We start from the raw sequence: 18,223 nt of genomic DNA on the forward strand, positions 1-18,223 counted from the left end.
CGGAACGAAAGGAACATCGTGACCAGAACCATCGCCATCATCGGCGCGCTGAACGAGGAGGTCGAGCATATCGCCGCGGCGCTCGACAATGCCATGCACACCAAGGCGGCGAGCCTCGACGTGATCGACGGCACCCTCACCACCAACGCCGGCGAACGCATCGCCGTGGCCGCCACCGTGGGCGGCATGGGTCTGGTCGCCGCTGCCGCCACCACGCAGCATCTCATTGACGTCTACCATCCTGAGGCGATCATCTTCTCCGGCATCGCCGGCAATCTCAACAAGAACCTGCATATCGACGACGTGGTGCTCGGCGGCACGCTGCGCTATCTCGACACCGACATGCGTCTTGTGGGCCAGTGGAAGCCCGGCACCGAGCAGGAACCCATCGAGGAATTCCACAGCGACCCGCATCTGCTGGACGTGGCGAATCAGGCATTGGACGATGCGGGCATCACGCATATCACCGGCATCATCGCCTCCGGCAACTATTTCGTGGACGATCCGGCGAAGGTCGAGGAGGTCATCCGTTCCACCGGCGCTGACGCGGTGGAAATGGAAGGCACGGCGGTCGCTCAGGTGGCCGCGCGCAACGACGTGCCCGCACTGGTCATCCGCGCGTTGTCCGACAACGCGGATACCGACTACGAGGAATTCAAGGGCTTCGACATCAGCGAATACGCGAACACCGCCGCTGATCTTGCCGTCGACATCCTCAAGCGTCTGTGAATCGTAAACCTGCGGTCCGCAGGCTTACGGACCGCGGGCCGAGTGCGCGTGAACAGGCCGTTCGTAGGTGAACAATAGCTGAACTTCCGGCATATAACGGGGTATCGCCGCCTTGGCTTCGCTACTGTGGTGAAGCGAACGTGTCCTTTGGGCAAACTCCGACGGTCGAAGAGGCGAAGAGCAGCGAATGCAGTGGTGGCAGATTCTCCTGATGGCAGCGGTGGCGGCGTTTGCCGCGCTCGCCGCATACCGGGTGGTCAGCGAGCGCGGCGAGCGTCTTGCCCGCGACGAACGGCCGAACCGGGGTGCGGGCGGTTCCGATGAGCCGCTGTTCGCCGTGGACGGGTCGGTACGTGCCGGTGAGGAATCGTTCGTGCATGCGTTGCCCCAGGCGGTGGCGTTGACGGACGGCAATGGTGCCGTGCGATATGCGCGTGACGATATCGAACCGTATGGTTTCGTCGTTTCCGGGCGTGTGCGCGACGATGAGATCCTTGACATGCTCACGCAGGTCGAACATGATGGCGTGACGCGCGAGCGTGAGATCCGGATCGCGGCGGCGCGGGACGCCGAGGGGCTGCATTCCGGCAGGGGAGTGCGGGCCGGGCAGGTCGCGCCTGCGAACGAACGCTATCTGAGTGTGCGCGTGAGTCGTATCGGGGATGATCTGTATGCGCTGCTTGTCGTCGATGTGAGCGAGCGCCGTCATTTCGAGGAGATGCGACGCAATTTCACCACGAATGTGGCGCATGAGTTAAAGACGCCGACCGGTGCGATAGCGTTGCTGGCCGAAACCATCACCGATGCGGCGGACGATCCGGATGCCGTGCGGTATTTCTCCGGGCGTGTGAGCAAGGAGTCCGCGCGTCTGACCGAACTGGTGCGGCGGCTCATCGATCTGCAGAAAATGCAGGATGCCGGGCGCACGCTCGAACCGAAGCGTTTGTCCGCATTGGCCGTGGCTCGGGCCGCGATCGACGCGAACCGTGTGCAGGCGGGGCAGCGGCATATCGATATCGTGCTGTCGTTCGGCGGCACGGTGCTGGGGGCAGAGCCCACGGAAGGTGAACCGGATGCGTGGATCGAATGCGATGAGAGCGCGATCGTCACCGCCGTGAAGAACCTGGTGGAGAACGCCATCCACTATTCGCCGGAACGCACCACGGTGCGTGTGGTGGTGGATGAGGACGGGGATGACGTGCGCATTCGTGTGATCGATCAAGGCATCGGCATTCCGGAATCGGCCATCGGGCATATTTTCGAACGGTTCTACCGTGTCGACCCGGCCCGTTCGCGGCAGACGGGCGGCAGCGGCCTGGGACTCGCGATCACCAAGCATTGCGTGGAGGATTGCGGCGGCACGATCTCCGTATGGTCGCACGAATCCGAAGGCTCCACATTCACCATCGAACTGCCGGCCGTTGCGGGCGACCCGGCAACCGCGCAAACTACGCAACCCGCGCAAACTACGCAGGTCGCGCACATCGCGCAGGCGTCTGCGCAGGCGGTACAGCCAGCGGAATAACCAAAGGAAAGAGAGAAAAATCCATGACGCGCATTCTTATCGTGGAGGACGAGGAATCCTACCGGGAACCGCTGGTGTACCAGCTGACCCGTGAAGGCTACGAGGTCTCCGCGGCGGCCACCGGCGAGGAGGGACTCGAACTGTTCACCCACGGCGGCATCGATCTGGTGCTGCTCGACCTCATGCTTCCCGGCATCGACGGCACCGCGCTGTGCCGTCGCATCCGCGAGCAGAGCCGCGTGCCGATCATCATGCTGACCGCGAAAAGCACGGAAATCGACAAAGTGGTCGGATTGGAGATCGGCGCCGACGATTATGTGACCAAGCCGTACTCCTTCCGCGAACTGCTGGCACGCATCCGCGCGGTGTTGCGCCGCAATCAGAACGTCCAGCAGCAGGGGCCCGCCGGCGAGGATGATGTGCCGCTGACGTGCGGCGACATCGTGATGCAGGTCGGACGCCATCAGGTCACCGTGCGCGGCGAATCGGTGTTCTTCCCGCTCAAGGAGTTCGAACTGCTGGAATACCTGATGCAGAACAAGGGCCGTGTGCTCACGCGCCATCAGCTGATCGACCGCATTTGGGGCGCGGACTATGTGGGCGACACCAAGACGCTGGACGTGCATGTCAAGCGTGTGCGCGCCAAGATCGAGGAGGAGCCGGGGCACCCGAAATACCTGAGCACCGTGCGCGGACTCGGCTACAAGATCGACGAGCCGGCCGCCTGACGTGCGTTGGACGGTGGCAGACTGGGTGGTCCCGGGGCATTTTCGGGGCGTTTCCGGGGCGGCTTTTGGGCGTTACGCCGGGCGCGTTTCGGAAGGACGGGAAGTGTTCATCTTCCGTTCATCTTTTTTGGCATTCAGGCCCCCGGTGGTTCCCTAGGCTTGTAAGTGTCCGAAGTACGGCCGCCTTCCGGTAGGGCCGTCAAGACAGATGACATGAGGAATTAAGAAGATCATGAACAAGAATCTCATCGTTCGTTCGCTGGCCGCCGTTTCCGGCCTCGCCATGCTGGCCTCCCTTGCCGCTTGTGGCGATAACACCGCAGCTTCCACCGACTCCGCATCCACCAAGGATTCCAGCGTGAAGATCTCCGGCGACTACGCCGGTGCCGGCGCTTCCTCCCAGCAGGCCGCCGTGGAAGCCTGGGTCGCGGGCTTCAAGGGCAACAACCCGGATGCCAACATCGCCTACAACCCCTCCGGCTCCGGCGCGGGCGTTACCACCTTCCTGCAGGGCGCAACCGCGTGGGCCGGCTCCGACAAGGCGCTCGCCGACGACGAGGTCGAGCAGTCCAAGAGCGTGTGTGCCAAGGGCACCGCCTTCGACGTGCCGGTGTACGTCTCCCCGATCGCGGTCGTGTTCAACCTCAAGGGCGTGTCCGATCAGGGCAAGCACGTCAACATGGATGCCTCCACCATCGCCAAGATCTTCGACGGCAAGATCACCAAGTGGAACGATGACGCCATCAAGTCCCAGAACCCGGACCTCGACCTGCCCGACACCGACATCACCGTCGTGCACCGTTCCGATAAGTCCGGCACCACCCAGAACTTCGTGAGCTACTTCAAGGACGTCGCCCCGAACGACTGGACCTACGGTCTGTCCGAGAACTGGCCGAACGAGGTCGGCCAGGGCGCCAAGGGCACCTCCGGCGTGATCTCCACCGTCAAGCAGGCCGACGGCACCATTGGCTACGCCGACTTCTCCCAGATCGGCGAGCTGGGCACCGTGGCCGTCAAGGTCGGCTCCAAGTACACCGAGATCTCCGCCGACGCCGGTTCCAAGGTCATCGAGGATTCCGAGCTTGCCGACGTCAAGGGTGACAACCGCGTCGTGGTGAACATCAACCACAAGACCGAAGCCGACGGCGCCTACCCGATCGTGCTGGTCTCCTACGACATCGTCTGCCCGGCGTACAAGGACACCAAGACCGCTGAATTCGCCAAGTCCTGGCTGACCTACGTCACCAGCGACGAAGGCCAGAAGACCGCCCAGCAGGCCGCCGGCACCGCGCCGCTGCCGAGCACCCTGACCTCCAAGATCGCCGACTCCATCAAGACGATCTCCACCAAGTGACAGGCCGCTAGCCTGCCGTTCCGAGCGAAGTCGGAGCCCTCCGATCCCATGTAGGATGGGAGGAATCCGGCTTCGCTCAATCTGCTGAGTACACCCATTCGTTCCAAGGAGAGCTTGTGAGTTCGCAAGACAACACGGCCGAACGCCACAGCAGCAAAACCGCCGACAAGGTTTTCAGAGGCGTCGCCTATGGCTGCGGCATCCTCATTCTGCTGGTGCTGGCCGCAGTGGCGCTGTTCCTGCTGTTCCGCGCATGGCCGCTGATCGGCGGCGATCAGAAAGCCAACAGCGACACGATTTCCAACCTGACCGGCGGCAAGGCCACCAGCTTCTGGCAGTACGTGGGGCCGTTGCTGTTTGGCACCGTGCTGGTTTCCGCCCTGGCCCTGCTGATTTCATTCTTCATCTCCGTGGGCATCGCGCTGTTCATCTCGCATTACGCCCCGAAGAAGCTCGCCACCGTGCTGAGCTACGTGGTCGACCTGCTGGCCGCCATCCCGTCCGTCATCTACGGCCTGTGGGGCGGCCTGGTGCTCGTCCCCGCCATCTACCCGTTCTGGAACTGGATGTCGAAGACGTTCGGCTGGATCCCGCTCTTCGCGGGTCCCGCCGCCAACCCCTCGCGTACCGTGGCCACCGTGGCCGTGGTGCTCGCGGTCATGATCCTGCCGATCATCACCTCCATGTCCCGCGACATTTTCCTGCAGACCCCGCGCCTGCAGGAGGAAGCGGCGCTCGCGCTCGGCGCGACCCGGTGGGAGATGGTCAAGCTCGCCGTGCTGCCGTTCGGCAAGTCCGGCGTCGTATCCGCCTCCATGCTCGGTCTCGGCCGTGCGCTCGGCGAGACGATGGCCGTGCTGATGATCCTGTCCCCGGGTCTCAACTACTCGTTCAAACTGCTGCAAGCCTCGCAGAACCAGACCATCGCGGCCAACATCGCCGCGCAGTATCCGGAAGCGAACTCCCTGGGCGTCTCCGTCCTCATCGGCACCGGTCTGGTGCTGTTCCTCATTACCTTCGTGGTGAACTTCATCGCACGTAAGATCACCGAGAAAGCGAGCGCATAATGTCCGCAGCTGAAGAATCGCCCATGAGCGGCGCACCCGTCATCGATTTCGACAAGTTCAAGCCCACGCGCTCCTTCATCGCGGCGCGCAAGCGCAAGAACGCGGCCATGAGCCTGCTTATCTCGCTGGCTTTCGTCGTCGCGCTCGCCCCGCTGATCTCCGTGCTGTGGACCACCATAGCGAACGGCATCAAGAGGCTGAACCTCAACTTCCTGAGCTACAACATGACCGGCGTGGTCGGCGGCAACCCGACTCCATCCGGCGGCTATGGCGGCGTGCTGCACGCTATCATCGGCACGCTGGAGATCACGCTCGGCGCCATGGTCATCTCCCTTCCGATCGGCCTGATGTGCGCCGTGTATCTGGTGGAGTATTCGAACCGTGGCAAGCTGTCGCGCGCCATCACCCTGCTGGTGGACGTGATGAGCGGCATCCCGTCCATCGTGGCCGGCCTGTTCGCTTTCTCGATGTTCACCGTGCTGATCGGCCCCGGCACCATCAACGGTTTCGAAGGCTCCGTGGCGCTGTCGCTGCTCATGCTGCCGACCGTGGTCAAATCCAGCGAGGAGATGCTCAAGATCGTGCCGAACGATCTGCGTGAGGCCTCGTACGCGCTGGGTGTCACCAAGCATCGCACGATCACCAAGATCGTGCTGAGGACGGCCCTGCCTGGCATCGTGTCCGGCTGCATCCTGGCCATCGCGCGTGTGATCGGCGAGACCGCGCCGCTGCTGATGACCGCCGGCTTCATCGTCTCCACGAACGTGAACCTGTTCTCCGGCCAGATGACCACCCTGCCGGTGTATGTCTATCAGGAGTATTCCAAGCTGAACGCGAACTGCCCGGTCGGCGCGGACGCCTCCTGCGTGACCACCATCCCGATGGAACGCGCCTGGGCCGCCGCCCTCGTGCTCATCGTGCTGGTGCTCATCCTCAACCTCATCGGCCGTCTGGTGGCGAAGGTGTTCGCCGTCAAGACCGAACGCTGATCCGTGAAGTCGTAACCCAACAAACTCATAAGGAAAATCACATGGGACAACGCATTGATGTCAACCATCTGAACATCTACTACGGCAACTTCCTGGCCGTGGAGGACGTGAACCTCAACATCGAGGCGAACAAGGTCACCGCGTTCATCGGTCCGTCCGGCTGTGGCAAGTCCACCGTGCTGCGCACGCTCGACCGCATGCACGAGATCATCCCCGGCGCGCATTGCGAGGGCGAGGTGCTGCTGGAAGGCAAGAACCTGTACGCCAAGGACGTCGATCCGGTGGCGGTCCGTCGTGACGTTGGCATGGTGTTCCAGCGTCCGAATCCGTTCCCGACCATGTCGATCCGCGAGAATGTGCTCGCCGGCGTGAAGCTCAACAACCGTAAGATCTCGAAGTCCGATGCGGATGATCTGGTGGAGTGGGCGCTGCGTGGCGCGAACCTGTGGAATGAGGTCAAGGATCGTCTGGATAATCCGGGCGTCGGCTTGTCCGGCGGCCAGCAGCAGCGTTTGTGCATCGCCCGCGCCGTGGCTGTGCACCCGCAGGTGCTGCTCATGGATGAGCCGTGCTCCGCGCTTGACCCGATTTCGACGCTGGCCGTCGAGGATCTGATCAACGAGCTGAAGAACGACTACACGATCGTGATCGTAACGCATAACATGCAGCAGGCCGCCCGTATCGCCGACTACACGGGTTTCTTCAACCTGAAGGCCGTGGGTCAGCCGGGCCATCTGGAGTACTTCACCGACACCACCACGATGTTCAACAACCCCCAGAACGAAGAGGCCGAGCGCTATGTATCGGGACGTTTTGGCTGATCTATCAGACAAAACGTAGCGGCAGCCCAGTGATCTGTCGCATCGCCCCTGCGGGGCCAATCAGAGAAAAACCTCGCGCTGCCGCGCGGGGTTTCATTCGCTCACTCATCTCCGTTTTTCCAAAGACCCCTATCGCTGGCGTTGTTCCGTCGAATGGTCTTTCACGGAGCCCGCAATGCCACTACTTCGCTTATCTGGTGCAGATTCCGCCCTCTCGAAACAACCAGGTGGCTTATATATGGCACCCAAGAGCGGATATCCGAAGTATCGCCGTTGGAGTTCCGCGGCCCATACTCGCGATATCCCGTTTTGGGTGCCATATATAAGCCACCTGGCATGATCCACTCCGCCGAATCTGCCATATATAAGCGAGATATGAGCGGGATATAGGTGGGTTGGCGTGTCTGTCGGGCAATGGGAACGATTTTCCGGTTCGCCGCCGAGCCCTCGAACCGTCTTCCGGCTGTCCCGAACCGTGTTCGAACCCCCGAACGCTGCGCCGCAACCTCCATGACCCATGCCGGTGCTAGTGTGGGTGCGTCCGGAACTTATGTTCCACGGCGAGTCGCGATTCTCGCCGGGCGTCGGCGTGATGCCGGTGCCCTATCAACCCAAGAAACAGAGATAGAGATAGATAATGGAAAAGTTCTTCCATCTGAAGGAGAACGGCACCACCGTGTCCACTGAGGTCATGGCCGGTTTGACGACGTTCTTCGCCATGTCCTACATCATCATCGTCAACCCGCAGATCCTGTCGAGCACCGGCATGCCGTGGGGCGGCGTCTTCCTGGCCACCATCGTCGCGGCCATCATCGGCACCCTTGTCATGGGTCTGTTCGCCAACGTTCCGTACGCCCAGGCCGCCGGCATGGGATTGAACGCGTTCTTCACCTACACGGTCTGCTTCGGCTTGGGCTTCTCCTGGCAGCAGACGCTGTGCATGGTGTTCCTGTGTGGTCTGATCAACATCATCATTACGGTCACCAAGATCCGTAAGATGATCATCAAGGCCATCCCCGAGATGCTGCAGAACGCCATCGGCGGCGGTATCGGCCTGTTCGTGGCCTATGTGGGCTTCCTGAATGTCGGGTTCTTCACCTTCACCACCAAGTCCGATGCCAAGAACGGTGACACCGTGCAGGCCACGCCGGGCCTGGCCGTGATGAACAATCCGACCATCTGGCTGTTCCTCATCGGCCTGCTGCTGGCGGTCGTGTTCACGGTGCTCAAGGTGCGTGGCGGCATGCTGCTCGCCATCGCCATCACCGCTGTCGTCGGCATTCCGATGGGCCAGACCACTATGGCGAATTCCGTGTCCATCGCCGACACCTTCGCCCAGTTCCCGCAGACCTTCGGCGTGATCTTCACCGCTGACGGCTTCCCCGCGCTGTTCTCCGACGTGTCCAAGCTGCCGATGATCATCCTGACCATCTTCGCGTTCTCCATGTCCGATACGTTCGACACGATCGGCACGTTCATCGGCACGGGCCGCCGCACCGGCATCTTCTCCGCCGAGGATGAGAAGGCTTTGGAGAACGGCTCCGGCTTCTCCTCCAAGATGGATAAGGCCCTGTTCGCCGATTCCATCGCCACGTCCATCGGCGCCATCTGCGGTACTTCGAACACCACCACCTACGTGGAGTCTTCCGCGGGCATCGCGGCCGGTGGACGTACAGGCCTGACTTCCGTGGTCGTGTCCATCTGCTTCGCCGTGTCCATCTTCCTGTCCCCGGTGATTTCCGCCGTGCCGTCCGCCGCGACCGCCGGCGTGCTGGTCGTCGTCGGCTGCATGATGGCGTCTTCGCTCAAGGAGATCGAATGGGGTGATATCTCCGAGGCCATTCCGGCGTTCTTCGCGTCCGTGTTCATGGCGTTCAGCTACTCCATCTCCTATGGCATCGCCGGCGGTTTCATCACCTACTGCATCGTGATGACCTGCAAGAAGAAGGCCAAGGAGGTCCATCCGGTGATCTGGGTCGTGGCGATCCTGTTCATCCTGGACTTCGTGGTGACCGCCATCCTGTGATGACGGCCGGCCGGCTCGCCTCCTGCACGGTTGTGCACACCGCGTGATTCGTATGTTTCATGTGATTCGTATGATTCGCGCGGTTCGTGCGGGAGCGCGGTTTCCGGTTCTCGTATACGAGACGCGGCGCGTCCGATTCCCTTGGTGGGGGAGTCGGACGCGCCGCGTCTGTTGTTGTGGACTATTGTGCCGTTTGGCGTTGCCTTGATGTTGCCCTGGCTGATTTGGCTGATTTGGCTGGCTTGGCTGTCGTGCTCAGCTGGTGTGGCCGATGGCGCTGACGAGGGCGCTCATCCAGTCCAGCAGGCTGCTGTAGGAGCTGGGCATCTGTTCGCTGACTTCGATGATGGGCACGTCCGCCTGCTTCGCGGCGGCGGTGATTTGTTCGGTGGTGGCGTTGGCTTCCTGCGCGTTGAAGATGAGCATGGAGATGCGCTTGTTCTTCAGCGCGTTGATGAATTGCGTGATTTCGCCGGGGGTCGGTTCGCTGTCGTTGGCGATGGATCGCGCGTAGCCGGTGGGCGTGCGGTCGGTCATGCCGAGGTCGTCGGCGAGGTAGCGTGCCACGGATTCGGTTGCGCCGTACGACATGCCCTTGGTCGCTTCCTTGATTTTGGCGATGCGCTGTTCGAGTTCGGTTTCCTTGGCGTGCCAGGATGTGTTGAGTTTGGTGAATTCGTCGGCTTTGCTCGGCATCGCCTTGCGGTAGGCGTCGGTGATCGCGTCGGCGGTTTTCGTGCGGACTTCGGCGGAGAACCATACGTGCGGGTTGTCGCCTTCCTTCTTGCCGCCGGCTTCGGCGGCGTTCACCACGGTGGCTTTGCCGTTCGCGGCCGCCTTGACGGCCCAGGCGTCGTAGTCGGCGCCGTTGACGATGTCCACGGTGGCGTTGTGCAGGCGGTTCACGTCCGCGGTGGTGGGTTCGTAGTCGTGCGCTTCCGTGTTCGTGGAGTTGATGATGCTGTTCACGTTCACCAGGTCGCCGCCGAGTTCCTTGGCGAGCGTGCCCCATTGGTTCACGGATGCCGTGACGGTGATGGCGTCGCCGTTCGAGCCAGTTGCGTTGTTCGTGTCGTTTCCGCCGTTCGCGGTGTTCGAACCGCATGCGGTTGCGGTCAGCAGCAGTGCGGTGCATGAGGCGATGACGGCGAGTGTTTTGTGTATGCGGGTCATGGTTCTCCGTTCTCCGTTCGTGTGGTGTGCAGCTGTGACGAATGGCGATGTCTGCCTGGTTCGCGCAGCGACTTATGCCACCATAACACAGAATGAGAATCGTTATCAATAATGACGTGCCAATGCGTGTCGGCCGGGCGCGCGGGAACCGGTTGGGACCGAGGCCTAGAGTGAATGCCGTCACAAACCGGATAGGAAGGAACGGGGGAGAGAACATGGCCAAGCCGCTGGTCGAAGTCAGCATCACCACGTGGAGAAAGAACCGCGTCTCCGCGGGTAGCGAACACGGGCGCGTGCTGCTGATGCCGGGTACGGGCTACAACTGCGACCGACCGTTGCTGTACTGGTCGGCGCAGGCTCTGGTGGAGGCCGGATGGCGCGTGGATCGCATGAACGTGCGCAACGCCTCGGACGACCTGTCGGTGGTCACGCCGGTGATCAACGACGCGATCGACGGATGGGTGGAGCGCGTGCGCAAGGAGGGCTGGTCCGGCAGGCTGATGCTCATCGGCAAATCTCTGACCACCCTGACCTACCCGCATGTGGCGCGCAAGCATGGGCTGCCGTTCGTGCTGCTCACGCCGGTCATCAATCCGGCCGACTTCGATCCGACCGACCAGATCATCCCCATCGAAAGCACCGAAGGCGACGTGGCATACCCCGGCCCGGATCCGCTGATCTGCGCCGGCACCGCCGACCCCTTCTATGATCGGGCCAAGGCCAACAAGCTCACGTCCCACGTGCACGAATACCCCGACGCCAACCATTCCATCGAAGTGCCGGGCCATTGGCGCCGCTCCCTCGACTATCTCAAGGAAGTCACCGCCTCCGTCGCCCAGTACGCGGCCACACTGTAACCGCCGGGCGGCTGCCGGCACCCGTCCGTCTTGCGCCCGCCCCATGCGACACGCCGAATCGCCGCAAGTCGGGGCGGGTGCGTATTCTGTCAACTCGTAAACCACAGACCGTTGGTTGAAGCGCGTGCGAACGTGTTTCCGAAGTTTGGTTCGCCAAGCCAGCGCAGGTTGAGAGATATAAGCCCATTTGCGGGCTGCCGGAAACGGCCTTATGTTGCTCTGCCTGTGCGCAGGGTTTTTTATTGCCCAGCATGGCGACGAACCTCAAGTCAACGGCCGACTTAGGAAGGAACGCCATGAAGAGGCCCGAAAAGGAAGCGGTGGTCGCTCAGCTGACGGACGAATTCCGTTCCGCTGACGCTGTCTACCTGACCGAGTACCGCGGGCTTACCGTTCCGCAGATCTCCGATCTGCGCGAAAAGCTAGGCCGCGATACTTCCTACACTGTGGCAAAGAACACGCTGGCACGCATCGCCGCCAAGGAAGCGGGCATCGAGGGTCTCGACGAGATTCTCTCCGGCCCGACCGCCATCACCTTCGTGCATGGTGACTTCATTGCGGCTGCCAAGGTCATCCGTGACTTCGCCAATGACAACAAGGCCCTCGTCATCAAGGGCGGTTTCGCAGACGGAACCGTGTACGATGCCGAAGGTGCCAAGCAGCTGGCAGATCTCAAGTCTCGCCCGCAGCTGCTCGCGGAATTCGCCGGCGACATCAAGGCTACGATGTCCAAGGCCGCGTACCTGTTCAACGCTCTGCCGACCAAGGCCGTGCGTACGATCGATGCGCTGCGCGAGAAGCAGGAAAAGGCTGCCTGATTCAGTTGCGGCTTGCCGCATGAATCGATAATTGCAAAGAAAACAAATTTTTAGGTGACGGTCACCTCTTCAATTCAGCCCGTCACCAAGATTGAAAGGAAGCCATTATGGCTAAGTACACCAACGATGAGCTGCTCGAAGCTTTCGGTGAGATGACCCTGGTTGAGCTCTCCGAGTTCGTCAAGGCCTTCGAAGAGAAGTTCGACGTCGAGGCTGCTGCCCCGGTCGCCGCTGTTGCCGCTGCTGCTCCGGGCGCTGCTCCGGCTGCTGAGGAGAAGGACGAGTTCGACGTCATCCTCTCCGCCGTTGGCGACAAGAAGATCCAGGTCATCAAGGCCGTCCGCGCTATCACCTCCCTGGGTCTGGCTGAGGCCAAGGCTCTGGTTGACGGCGCTCCGAAGGCTGTCCTGGAAGGCGCCAAGAAGGAAGACGCCGAGAAGGCCAAGTCCCAGCTGGAAGAAGCTGGCGCTACCGTCGAGCTCAAGTGATTCGCGCGGCTTCAAGCCGCTTATCACAGCTTTCCGCGAAACCCCGTACCTGGTTCCAGGTGGCGGGGTTTCGCCGTTAATGGGAGAAAGTTGTTAATTCCTGAGCTGTAATCCCTCAAAAGGGATTGCTCCATGACACAATAGGAATAGTGTCTAATCACGAAAAGGAGGCTATGCGGTGAGCGCTGAAACGGCATGCCACTGGCAGGTAAAGGTCAACGGTGGCCAACAGATCACTGTCCATCCTGGGGAAAACGTTGAGATTGGACGTAAACCATTAAGGCCGCTGCCGGATGATGGCACGAAGCGCATGGAGATACCGGATCCCACCAAATCCATGTCGAAACGCCACGCGCGTTTCTCGGTGCGCGGCGATGGGCAGGGCATCCTGCATGATCTTGATTCGACCAACGGCACGTACGTCGTGCGTGACGGCGGCGATTTGATGCGGCTGCCCGGGGACGACGACTACATTCTTCCGTATTCGCCGATGCACATCCAGTTCGGTGACGTCGTGGCGGATTTCGAGCGCGTGGATGCGCCCGAACAGAAGCCCGACACTCCCGTTTCGAACCTCTTCGACTATTCGACGCCCATGGCTGCGCATCAGGAGCCGGACGCGACCGACATGTCCGTCGACCAGATTCTCGATCTGCGTGCCGGCGAACCGACGGCCACCTTCCAATCGCAGCGTCCCAAGACGTCAAGGAAGCCCGTGCTGAACGGCAGCGAAACCGTCGCGCCCAAGCAGCCGCAGTATCCGTCGTCATACCCGGTGCAGCCGGACCAGCAGTGGCGTACCCAGCCAGTCGACGTGGATGCGGCCGATGCCCAGCAGACCGTCGAGCCGAAGCCCATCGTGCAGATGCCGGCCCAGCAGCCCGTTGAGATGCAGCAGCCGGCCGAACCTATCGAACAGGCCGAACCGATTGAACAGGGTGGAATCGAGCAGCAGTCCGATTCGCTGCAATCCGCTGATTTCGCGCAGGAACAGGCGGAATCGGTGCGTCCGCTGTTCCCCGATGCCCATACGCCCCAGCAGGATCAGCCGGTACGCAACCTGTTCGAAGGCGTCGGCATTAACCAGACCGAAGCGCAGCAGCACAGTGACGCCGTCCCCGCGTGGGGTGCCGGTCTTCCTGGCGGCGCTGGTGACGCTGGCGATGCGGAAGACGCCGCCCGCGAAGCCGTGAACGCCGAACCGCGGACGAACGCCGGCATCGTACGGCAGGAATCCGTCTCCGGCCAGGATTTCGGGCGTACGGAGCCCGAACCCGAAACGGCGGTATTCCACGAGGCCAGGCCCGTCGTATTCACCCCGCTGTCGGGCGGCGGCGACAGGCGCGATGCCACAGGCTTCGCCGGAAACATGGCGCAGACCGACGTGAACGGCGGATTCACCCCCGCATTCGAACCCGGATCCGTATTCGACAAAGTCGCCCGTGGTGAATTCGACAAGGCCCCCAAGGTCGTCGAGGTCGATGGTCTGAGCTCCGAGGACGCCCGCCGCACACCGGATATGACCAAGCAGTTCGAAATGGCCCGTCATGCCGAATTGCTGCCGTTCCTGGCCATGAATCCCTCCCTATACGACGACCTGTACGCGTGGCTCGCGGCCCAGGGCGACAAGGATATCGATGAGGCGCTCGCCAATAATCCGGGCTATCAGGATTACCGCAAAGCAGTAGGAAAGTGATCGGATACATGAGTACGCAATCCATGCTTGACCAATTCCAAAAATGGCATGACGATTACCGTGCCTCCCTGGCGCCGTCCCCGTTGGAGGACATCAACCAGCTCAGCGCCCAGCTCGACATGACGCACGCGCATCCTTCGGGCGTGGCCCAGCTGTTCGCGGCCGGTCATGTGACACTGGAATCGATGTTCCGTGACAACGGCATGCTTCGTGCAGCGGAGCGCCGTCTCGGACGTGTGCTGGACAGTCAGGCGGCCAAGAAGCGCGTCAGCGGTGTGGCGGAACTGTCACTGATCGTCGGCGTCGCGACATGGAGGGGCAGTGCGCTGCCGGTGCTGCTGTACCCGGTCGAGGTGAGCCGCAGCGAGCAGCTCGGCCACTCGTCCCTGAGGTTCACCGGCAAAGTGTCGCTGAACTCGGCGCTCGTCTCCCGTCTGCACGCGTCCGGCGTCTTCATCGATGAGGATCGTCTGTTGGACAGCTCCAACTACCGTTCCGGTTCGCCGGAAACGTCGGCCATCTTCACCTCCATCACCAATGAGGCCAAGACGCGCATCGATGACTTCTCCGTCGAACGCCGCATCATCCTCGGTTGTTTCATGGAACCGTCTGCGCTGATTCTTGCGGAAACGCAGCGCATCATCGACAGACTTGGCGGCGGTCCGAGCGGCAACGTGCTGCTCGACGCCCTCGCGGGCGACGAACGCTCCCGTGCCGAATTGGGCAAGGCATCCATCCCCGAATACAGCCCGTTCGACGCCGACCCGCATTCGGAATACGAGGTGGGCGATGTCGACAACACCGTGCGTTACGCCGCGCAGCTGGCGGCATCCGGCCGCAGCATCGTCGTGGATTCCGCATCCGGCAACGATACCGCCGAACGTGCGGCGGCCATCGCCTCACGATGCGTGATGAACGGCCGTTCTGTGCTCTACGTGCCTGGCATGGCGGAGCAGAAGCGGCGCTTCCTGCAGGCCATGCACGCCAATGAGATGACGGGCATGGTGCTGGATATCGCCGACGAGGATTCCAGCACCAGCATCGATAGGCAGCTTATCGCCGCGGTCGGCTTCCAGGCCGGAGTGGCCAGCCAGCATTTCGACCAGTTGTCCGATGAATTGGTCGGTGTGCGTTCCCGTCTCACACGCTATTTGGGAGACCTGCACGGCGTCAACGAGAAGTGGGGCGTCTCCGCCTACCAGACCATCCAGAACCTGGCATCGATTTCCATGTATCCCACCCATCCCGCCACGCATGTGCGCCTTTCCGAAGCTTCGGCGCGTCAGATCGGCGACAATCTGGACGAGTGGGCGGCCAAGCTTCAGCGTGCCGGCGAGCTCGGCGAATATACGCTCGGACCGGACGACACCGCCTGGTATAAGGCTTCGATCACCAACGAGCAGGACGCCGTGAACGCCTACCAGCGTGTGGTCGATCTGCTGCAGAAGGTATTCCCCGCGGTGCGCGAGCATGTGAGCATCACCGCACAGACCTGCGGATTCCCCGTGCCGACCACAGCCCGTGAATGGACGCGCCAGATCACGGTGCTCAAGAATCTGAGGCGCGTGCTCGACGTGTTCCAGCCGGAGATCTTCGAACGTGACATCGATGCGATGATCGAGGCGAGCAAGTCCAAGGAGCAGCGCAAGGCCGAAGGCGCGAGCATGGGCTTCTGGGAGCGTCGCCGCCATGTGCGCGAAGCGAAATCCCTGCTGCGCGTGGGCGCCCAGGTCGAGAACCTGCATGATGCGCTCATCGTCGTGAAGAAGCAGGGTGAACAGTGGCATGCGCTGGTACCGCACGGCGGATGGCCCGTGCTGCCGCAGCGCCTCGACCAGATGATCTCCATCCAGGAGACCATGTCCGAAGACATCACCGCGCTCGACACCGTGCTGAGCACCACGCCGCGTGGCGGCGAACTTGAGGCGAAGGACTTCAACGACGTCGAAGCCAGACTCAAGGGACTGTACGACGATCACATGTCCCTCGACACCCTGCCCGAGCGTTGCTGCCTCGAAAACGAATTCCAGGCGGCCGGACTGAACGATCTCGTGGCCGATCTGAGTGAGCGTCGGGTGGGCATCGATGCGGTCGGTGCCGAACTGCAGCTCGCGTGGTGGACCACCGTGTTCGAGGATATCGTGCACTCCTCGCCGATCATCTCCAATCAGGATGGTTCCGCGCTCGCCTCGGTGACCGAACGTTTCGAACAGGTCGATGTGGAGCATGTGCGTTCCATCGGCCCGATGATCGCGCAGGAATCCATGCGCCGACTGTGCGATCTGCTGTTCTCTCGTACGCAGGAAGCCAACATGCTGCACACACAGCTGGCCGGCCAGACCAAGGTGACATTGGACAACCTGCGTCGTGAACATCGTGAGATCCTCTCGACATCGAAGCCGATTCTCATGGCCACGCCCGACACGCTCGCATCCCTGACCGAGCCGACCGTGCTCGCCGACGTCGCCATCGTCGACGCATGCGCGCACATCCCGGCCATCCAGCTGCTGAGCATCGTCTCGCGTGTCAAGCAGATCGTGATCATCGCGCATCGCAACACCGTCACATGCGAAAGCCTCAAGCAGATGATCGACGTGCTGCCCCAGATCAAAGTCAAGGCGCGCCCGACCAAGCGTTCCCTCACTCTGGCCGCCTTCCTCGAATCCGCAGGCTACGGCGAAGTACATTACGACGCATGCACCGAACCGGTTCGCGGCCACGTGACCTACCACGGGTTGGACGCCAACGGCACCCCGGCGCTCAACACCGGCCTGGTGGAATCCAGCCAGCAGGAAATCGCCGAGGTCGTGCGCATCATCACCGAACGTGCGGCCGGTTTCGCCATCGTCCCGACCACATACATGCTCACCGTGGTGACGCTCACCGATTCCTTCCGCATCCGGCTCGGCGCCGAGCTGAAGGCGCTCGCGGCCAAGGACAAGGCCATGGGCACGTTCCTGCGCCATGTGCGGCTGATCGGCATCCACGAGGTCGCCGGCGCGCAGGCGACGGATGTGATTCTCTCGCTGTGCTATGCGAAAACCGCGCACGGACGTCTGCTGCAGCAGTTCGGTGCGTTGGAGGAGCCGGGCGGCCGTGGCATGCTGCTGGATGCGTTGGCGTTGGCCGATCGCAATGTCGATATCGTCAGTGCCTTCGGTCCGGCGGATATGGATGATGAACGCATCCATCAGCCCGGTGTGAAGCTGTTGAAGACCATGCTGACCTGGGCCGAACGCCTTGACGGTGAGGATATTCGCCCGGCCGAATCCGAGTATGGGCGCAACGTGCTGCTTAACGATCTGGCGGATCGTATTCGCAACCGTGGCCTGAACGTCGCCGTGAACTACGGGTTCAAGCGCGGCATCACCATCCCGATGGTGGTCGGTCTGAAGGATAAGCCGTATGCGTTGGCCGTGCTCACCGATGACATCGACTTCATGTCGATCCAGTCCACGCGTGAACGTCATCGCATGCTGTCCGCCGACCTGATGACGCTGGGCTGGTCCGTCGCCTCCGTGTGGAGCGTCGGCGCATTCGTCAATCCTGAGAAGGAAGTCGACCGACTGGTGTCGCAGCTCGCCGACCTGTACCGGGGGCTCGAATGAGCGAGGAAATGCGCGACGAGGGCGAAACGCCACAGGTATACAGTGCGACGCGGCGCACGCCACGCAAGCATAAGCGCGTGGTACGGCAGGGGACGGAACTGTTCGATGCCGATGGCGTCAAACTCGAACCCTCCGACATGATGACCGAACGCCAGCGCGATGCGGATGACGACAAGCGCATTCTCACCGAGCTGCCGCCGCATTGGGCGCAGTTCAGCGAGCGAGGGCACTGAGCCTTGTCTCGCCCTTGCCCTGGCCTCGCTTCGATTCGCTGCGTGGCGCATGGCATGAGGCATAGTGCGACGCAATGGCAAAGCCTCCCGCTTGCCGCTCTCAACAAGTTG

General features: G+C 62.0%; 15 protein-coding genes. 14 read left to right on the forward strand and 1 reads right to left on the reverse strand.

Annotation, left to right across the window (positions count from 1 at the left end):
• Positions 1–18 precede the first annotated feature (18 nt).
• The 8 genes from mtnN to BUB29_RS06790 all read left to right on the forward strand — a co-directional run bounded on the left by mtnN (position 19) and on the right by BUB29_RS06790 (position 9,239).
• Positions 19–729, forward strand: coding sequence for a 5'-methylthioadenosine/S-adenosylhomocysteine nucleosidase (gene mtnN / locus BUB29_RS06755; protein ID WP_033523883.1), 711 nt, complete (start codon positions 19–21; stop codon positions 727–729).
• Between the two features lie 187 nt (positions 730–916).
• Positions 917–2,254 carry a sensor histidine kinase gene (locus BUB29_RS06760; protein ID WP_081888444.1) on the forward strand — a complete coding sequence of 446 codons (1,338 nt, stop codon included), beginning with the start codon at positions 917–919 and terminating at the stop codon, positions 2,252–2,254.
• Between the two features lie 23 nt (positions 2,255–2,277).
• Positions 2,278–2,982 carry a response regulator transcription factor gene (locus tag BUB29_RS06765; protein WP_033523884.1) on the forward strand — a complete coding sequence of 235 codons (705 nt, stop codon included), beginning with the start codon at positions 2,278–2,280 and terminating at the stop codon, positions 2,980–2,982.
• 232 nt (positions 2,983–3,214) lie between these two features.
• The gene (gene pstS / locus BUB29_RS06770) at positions 3,215–4,336 is read left to right on the forward strand and encodes a phosphate ABC transporter substrate-binding protein PstS (RefSeq protein WP_033523885.1); all 1,122 of its coding nucleotides are present in this window, start codon (positions 3,215–3,217) and stop codon (positions 4,334–4,336) included.
• A 116-nt stretch (positions 4,337–4,452) separates the two neighbouring features.
• Positions 4,453–5,403, forward strand: a complete 951-nt coding sequence (gene pstC / locus BUB29_RS06775) for a phosphate ABC transporter permease subunit PstC (RefSeq protein WP_033523886.1) — start codon at positions 4,453–4,455, stop codon at positions 5,401–5,403.
• A complete protein-coding gene (pstA, locus tag BUB29_RS06780; RefSeq protein ID WP_033523887.1) occupies positions 5,403–6,392 on the forward strand; it encodes a phosphate ABC transporter permease PstA in 990 nt (329 codons plus the stop codon). Before pstC ends, pstA begins: the two co-directional genes overlap by 1 nt.
• A 41-nt stretch (positions 6,393–6,433) precedes the next feature.
• Complete coding sequence (pstB, locus tag BUB29_RS06785) at positions 6,434–7,213, forward strand: phosphate ABC transporter ATP-binding protein PstB (RefSeq protein WP_003827576.1); 780 nt, start codon at positions 6,434–6,436, stop codon at positions 7,211–7,213.
• 637 nt (positions 7,214–7,850) lie between these two features.
• A complete protein-coding gene (locus tag BUB29_RS06790; protein ID WP_033523888.1) occupies positions 7,851–9,239 on the forward strand; it encodes an NCS2 family permease in 1,389 nt (462 codons plus the stop codon).
• A 255-nt stretch (positions 9,240–9,494) separates the two neighbouring features.
• Here the strand turns inward: BUB29_RS06790 and BUB29_RS06795 are convergent, their stop codons facing one another.
• A complete protein-coding gene (locus BUB29_RS06795) occupies positions 9,495–10,412 on the reverse strand; it encodes a metal ABC transporter solute-binding protein, Zn/Mn family (RefSeq protein WP_033523290.1) in 918 nt (305 codons plus the stop codon).
• Between the two features lie 215 nt (positions 10,413–10,627).
• Here BUB29_RS06795 and BUB29_RS06800 point away from each other — a divergent pair, with 215 nt between their 5' ends.
• The 6 genes from BUB29_RS06800 to BUB29_RS06830 all read left to right on the forward strand — a co-directional run bounded on the left by BUB29_RS06800 (position 10,628) and on the right by BUB29_RS06830 (position 18,112).
• Entirely contained in the window at positions 10,628–11,269 is a 642-nt protein-coding gene (locus tag BUB29_RS06800) for an alpha/beta hydrolase (protein ID WP_033523289.1), read from the forward strand.
• A gap of 296 nt (positions 11,270–11,565) precedes the next feature.
• Entirely contained in the window at positions 11,566–12,087 is a 522-nt protein-coding gene (rplJ, locus tag BUB29_RS06810) for a 50S ribosomal protein L10 (RefSeq protein WP_033523288.1), read from the forward strand.
• A gap of 107 nt (positions 12,088–12,194) precedes the next feature.
• Complete coding sequence (rplL, locus tag BUB29_RS06815) at positions 12,195–12,575, forward strand: 50S ribosomal protein L7/L12 (RefSeq protein ID WP_003827592.1); 381 nt, start codon at positions 12,195–12,197, stop codon at positions 12,573–12,575.
• Between the two features lie 178 nt (positions 12,576–12,753).
• Positions 12,754–14,271 carry an FHA domain-containing protein gene (locus BUB29_RS06820; protein WP_033523286.1) on the forward strand — a complete coding sequence of 506 codons (1,518 nt, stop codon included), beginning with the start codon at positions 12,754–12,756 and terminating at the stop codon, positions 14,269–14,271.
• 8 nt (positions 14,272–14,279) lie between these two features.
• Positions 14,280–17,879 (forward strand): helicase, encoded by a 3,600-nt coding sequence (locus BUB29_RS06825; protein ID WP_033523297.1) that lies wholly within the window; start codon positions 14,280–14,282, stop codon positions 17,877–17,879.
• Complete coding sequence (locus tag BUB29_RS06830) at positions 17,876–18,112, forward strand: hypothetical protein (protein ID WP_167332715.1); 237 nt, start codon at positions 17,876–17,878, stop codon at positions 18,110–18,112. Before BUB29_RS06825 ends, BUB29_RS06830 begins: the two co-directional genes overlap by 4 nt.
• The last annotated feature ends 111 nt before the right edge of the window (positions 18,113–18,223 follow it).

Origin of the sequence: Bifidobacterium merycicum DSM 6492, assembly GCF_900129045.1 — a bacterium.
GTDB classification, from domain to species: domain Bacteria; phylum Actinomycetota; class Actinomycetes; order Actinomycetales; family Bifidobacteriaceae; genus Bifidobacterium; species Bifidobacterium merycicum.

What these genes read in the sequence shown, in the direction of transcription:
- pstA (WP_033523887.1), top strand. Translation starts at nt 5,403, where the DNA reads ATGTCCGCAGCTGAAGAATCGCCCATGAGCGGCGCACCCGTCATCGAT.
- pstS (WP_033523885.1), top strand. Translation starts at nt 3,215, where the DNA reads ATGAACAAGAATCTCATCGTTCGTTCGCTGGCCGCCGTTTCCGGCCTC.
- pstB (WP_003827576.1), top strand. Translation starts at nt 6,434, where the DNA reads ATGGGACAACGCATTGATGTCAACCATCTGAACATCTACTACGGCAAC.
- BUB29_RS06825 (WP_033523297.1), top strand. Translation starts at nt 14,280, where the DNA reads ATGAGTACGCAATCCATGCTTGACCAATTCCAAAAATGGCATGACGAT.
- rplL (WP_003827592.1), top strand. Translation starts at nt 12,195, where the DNA reads ATGGCTAAGTACACCAACGATGAGCTGCTCGAAGCTTTCGGTGAGATG.
- rplJ (WP_033523288.1), top strand. Translation starts at nt 11,566, where the DNA reads ATGAAGAGGCCCGAAAAGGAAGCGGTGGTCGCTCAGCTGACGGACGAA.
- BUB29_RS06760 (WP_081888444.1), top strand. Translation starts at nt 917, where the DNA reads ATGCAGTGGTGGCAGATTCTCCTGATGGCAGCGGTGGCGGCGTTTGCC.
- BUB29_RS06830 (WP_167332715.1), top strand. Translation starts at nt 17,876, where the DNA reads ATGAGCGAGGAAATGCGCGACGAGGGCGAAACGCCACAGGTATACAGT.
- BUB29_RS06765 (WP_033523884.1), top strand. Translation starts at nt 2,278, where the DNA reads ATGACGCGCATTCTTATCGTGGAGGACGAGGAATCCTACCGGGAACCG.
- BUB29_RS06795 (WP_033523290.1), bottom strand. Translation starts at nt 10,412, where the DNA reads ATGACCCGCATACACAAAACACTCGCCGTCATCGCCTCATGCACCGCA.
- BUB29_RS06790 (WP_033523888.1), top strand. Translation starts at nt 7,851, where the DNA reads ATGGAAAAGTTCTTCCATCTGAAGGAGAACGGCACCACCGTGTCCACT.
- BUB29_RS06800 (WP_033523289.1), top strand. Translation starts at nt 10,628, where the DNA reads ATGGCCAAGCCGCTGGTCGAAGTCAGCATCACCACGTGGAGAAAGAAC.